2 protein-coding genes are annotated in these 1,315 nt (G+C 56.6%); one reads left to right on the top strand and one right to left on the bottom strand.

From position 1 onward, the window contains the following. Positions 1 to 316, top strand: a 316-nt coding sequence (locus AruPA_RS20740) for a transposase (protein WP_265638646.1), incomplete at its 5' end; no start/stop codon positions are given. Between the two features lie 93 nt (positions 317 to 409). Here AruPA_RS20740 and AruPA_RS20735 read toward each other — a convergent pair. Further along, positions 410 to 1,315, bottom strand: a 906-nt coding sequence (locus AruPA_RS20735; protein WP_265638645.1) for an IS701 family transposase, incomplete at its 5' end; no start/stop codon positions are given.

Raw genomic sequence — 1,315 nt, 5'->3', positions numbered from 1 at the left:
GCTGATGGGAACGCTGTTCGGTCTGTTTCCCTTTCTGCTCAAGCTTTATGCCGACGGTGGCTATCAAGGGCCGAAATTCCAGGAAGGGCTGGGCCGCGTGTGCGCTCAGATCAATGTCGAGATCGTCAAGCGCTCCGATATCGGAAAGTTCGTCGTTGCGCCCAAGCGCTGGATCGTTGAGCGAACCATCGGCTGGCTCAACCGTTGTCGCCGGTTGGCCAAGGATTGGGAATGCCTCAACCGAAACGGACTTGCATTTCTACGCTGGGCATCCATCCGGCTGATGGTACGAAAACTCTGTAAGGAAACAAAATGATCCCGGATGGACTCTAACATTACAGTTGCATTTTAGATTTTAAGTGTGCCTGTTGAGCGATTGCTTGATGAGTTCGTCGCCACAGCGACCAAGCTATAACGAAGGCAGGTCGGATACGTTTTTGCGCGAACCGGTGTGCGATCCGCCTGATTTCTTGGATTGACCAACGGATAAGTCCGGGTGATGTCTTGCAGGGTGTCGCATCGTTTTTTTTGGTGGAGACTGATTGGCCTGCAGCCGGACGGCCGCCATCATCGCATATGCCAGCATTACCAGAGACACGTGACGATACCATCCGTGCCAGGACCGGGTTTCGTTATGGTCGAGCCCAAGTTCGTTTTTGGCGGCTTCGAAACTGTCTTCGATGGCCCAGCGATGACCCTCAACGGTGATCAGGGTTTCGATCGTGGTTCCCACCTTGCACCAGGTTGAAAAGAAGGCCAGTTCACCATCCGCAATGTGACGGCGGATCAGCAGACCCCGCGTCCATCGTGCCTGATTTGCATCGCCCTCGGTTTCGTCTGCAAGATCTGCAAGTTCAACGTAGCACCAATCCTGCAGACGTGGCCCCTTGGTACCGGAACCAGCTGATAAACGCTGCCAGTCGGCCTTGGTCCGCGTGGCGGCAATCTCGGCTGCGGTGCCGCCGATCATCGGCGTCTTGCCCCATGAATGAAACCAGTGAGACGAACTCACCCCCAGCACGTAGGCCTTGCCGGCGCGACGCAAATCCTGCTCGATTGCGCCGACCCCGTAAACGCTGTCGGCAGCCACCCAGGAGAACGGAACATGTGCTTCAATCGCACGGGCTATCATCCGGATCGCCAGTTGCGGCTTGGTGGCGAAACCGGTTTCATCCGGCACATGTGCGGCAGCCAGACGCACGGGGTCGTCAGTCCAGCTTTTCGGCAGATAGAGTTCCCGATCGATGAACGCATGGCCATGACGCGAGACATAGGTGGCAAACACGCCGATCTGGCAGTTCGTGATCTTACCGGC

It is taken from the genome of Acidiphilium sp. PA (assembly GCF_026191915.1).
Classification (GTDB): domain Bacteria; phylum Pseudomonadota; class Alphaproteobacteria; order Acetobacterales; family Acetobacteraceae; genus Acidiphilium.
This window is presented reverse-complemented; position numbering and strand designations above follow the sequence as displayed.